The organism is Gordonia otitidis NBRC 100426 (genome assembly GCF_000248075.1).
In the GTDB taxonomy this organism is placed as follows: domain Bacteria; phylum Actinomycetota; class Actinomycetes; order Mycobacteriales; family Mycobacteriaceae; genus Gordonia; species Gordonia otitidis.
Window position 1 is genome coordinate 1 of record NZ_BAFB01000027.1, and the last position, 2324, is coordinate 2324.

At 63.5% G+C, this 2324-nt stretch carries 2 protein-coding genes and 2 pseudogenes; 1 reads left to right on the forward strand and 3 read right to left on the reverse strand.

What is annotated here, in order from left to right:
• Together GOOTI_RS26605 and ykgO are read right to left on the reverse strand one after the other, a co-directional pair.
• Positions 1 to 202 (reverse strand): annotated as a pseudogene (locus tag GOOTI_RS26605) (dihydrofolate reductase family protein); the annotation flags it as partial.
• Between the two features lie 125 nt (positions 203 to 327).
• Positions 328 to 450 (reverse strand): type B 50S ribosomal protein L36, encoded by a 123-nt coding sequence (ykgO, locus tag GOOTI_RS02945; protein ID WP_039993231.1) that lies wholly within the window; start codon positions 448 to 450, stop codon positions 328 to 330.
• Positions 451 to 674: 224 nt separating this feature from the next.
• Here ykgO and GOOTI_RS02950 point away from each other — a divergent pair, with 224 nt between their 5' ends.
• Positions 675 to 1844 carry an aminotransferase-like domain-containing protein gene (locus GOOTI_RS02950; RefSeq protein WP_007237069.1) on the forward strand — a complete coding sequence of 390 codons (1170 nt, stop codon included), beginning with the start codon at positions 675 to 677 and terminating at the stop codon, positions 1842 to 1844.
• A gap of 152 nt (positions 1845 to 1996) precedes the next feature.
• Here GOOTI_RS02950 and GOOTI_RS24925 read toward each other — a convergent pair.
• Positions 1997 to 2324: pseudogene (locus tag GOOTI_RS24925) on the reverse strand (HNH endonuclease); the annotation flags it as partial.

A 2324-nucleotide genomic window follows, 5' to 3' on the forward strand; every position in this document is an offset into this window, starting at 1 on the left:
TCAATTCGTAGGTCTTGCGCCCGAACAGAAACGCAGATGTGTCGCCGAGACTATCGTCACCACGTGATGGTTGCACCTCGGCTCCGTACCGAGCGCCCCAGCCACCGTGCTCAAACCCGCCACCCCGATCTTCGTCGGGTGAACCCAACCCCTGCATGACACCGTCGACGGACAAGAACTCGATCGCGACCAGACTTCGCATGATGCGCTCCTCTCACACACCATCGTGCGCCCGCAGACAGGACATGCCCAAGGGGCGCGGTTGAAGCTGGTACGACGGTCGCTGACCTCTCACCCGTCAGATCGGGCTCGAGGCCTCGTGACCCTTCAGGCCTGTCGCGCCTTGAAACGCGGTTCCTTCTTGTTGATCACGAACACCCTGCCGCGTCGTCGTACCACCTGCGCACCGGGCTTCTTCTTGAGTGATCTCACCGAGTTGCGAACTTTCATACCGACTATCGTAAATGATAGTCGTTATCATTAGTGCCCCACCCTCCCATTCGGCGGGCTCGATGCCGCAGACAATCAGGCGAGATTCCATATAGTGGGATAGAAATACCGATCAGTGAGAACTGCGGTTATGCTGGGTGCGGGCGATTTACCCGCGCACGCCTTCTCGGTGACCATCCGCATCACCTCCCCGTTCATGCCACGAGAACAGGAGCGATGCACCTATGCCGCACCCACTGACCCTACCGACGTCACCGATCGGATCTGCCGCGCTGAGGAGTGTGCGCGGATCGGCGATTCGCGACCTCCTCGCCGTCACCGAGCGCCCCGAGGTGTTGAGTCTTGCCGGCGGACTTCCTGCCACCGAACTCATCCCCAGCGTTCGGATAGCCGACGCCGCACAGCACGTCCTGCGCAACCGCGACGCGCTGCAGTACACCGCCAGCTGCGGCGCATCTCGCTGCCGTGAGGTGGTGGCGAGTACCGACAATGTCGACCCGGCACGCATACTGCTGACCCACGGTTCACAACAAGCCCTGTCGCTCCTCGCACAGGCACTGATCGACCCCGGTGACGTCGTCATCGTCGACGATCCTGTGTACGTCGGTGCGCTGCAGGCCTTTCAATGCGTGCGGGCACACATAGTCGCCCTGCCGATCACGGACTCGGGAACGAACACCGCGGCCCTGGCCGCTCTCCTCGCAGGAGGCGTCCGACCACGGGTCGTCCACACAGTCAGCAACTTCCACAACCCGTCCGGGGTCACCGCGACCAAGGGCACCCGCGAGGAACTCGCGAATCTCGCAGAATCATATGGTTTTTGGATCATCGAAGATGACCCTTACGGTCGGCTCCGATTCGACGGTGAGCCACAGAGCCCGATTCCCGACGAGAGCGTCATCCGATTGGGTTCGGCGTCGAAGACTCTGGCCCCGGCACTGCGTGTCGGATGGCTGAACGCCCCACCCGCCATCGTGTCGCTTGTCGAGAGACTCAAACAGTGTGCGGATCTCTGCGGGTCGACGCTCAATCAGTTGATGGTTGCCGAAATGCTCTCGGACACTTCGTGGTTCGAGAGCCACGTCAGTAACGTCACGTCCGAGTACGGCACTCGCGCCGCCGCATTGACATCGGCACTCGACGACGCCTTCGGCTCCTCCGTCGAGTACGACTCCCCCACCGGCGGCATGTTCTGTTGGATTCGATTTCCTCGTTGCGATACCCGCGAGCTCTTGAATGTCGCACTGTCGCACGGGGTTGCATTCGTTCCGGGAGCGGCATTCTCGGTGAGCACCGACATGAGTGAGTTCGCACGACTCAGCTTTGCCACGCTGTCGCCGCAGGAACTTCGTGAGGCAGTTCGCCGACTGCGCACGGCAATCGACGATGTGTGAGCGCCTCACCCGACGCGCGACGCAGTCGGTCACTGAGCCGTCGGGCTCTCACTGCTCTGCGCACATCTACAGCTGCTTACACATGCGCCCGCCCCGCCACCAGGTGTGGTGACGGGCACCCGTGCACTGTGCGTTGCCGGGGAGTGCGACGGTCAGGCCGCGCCGGGTAGGGGCGGGTCGACGCCGCCGGGCGGGTTGTCACCGCTAGCTGGATGGCCACCGTCGGGCGGGTCGGGGTCGCGTGGTCGGGGTGGGTTCCAGGTGATGTCGACGCGTCGGTCAACGGCGCGCTCGGGTGTGGTGTCGAGCAGCACGGTCAGTGCGTGGTGCTCGACAACGCTGATCGATTTGGGTGTTGCTGGGCCGGCGCGATTCTCAGGCGCCTCGCCCCGACCGCCTGTCGCGCTCACGTCGCCGCGATCGACATCCTCCCGCACAGCACCTGCATCAACAACCGCACCTGTGCCGACGCCTGGGCCC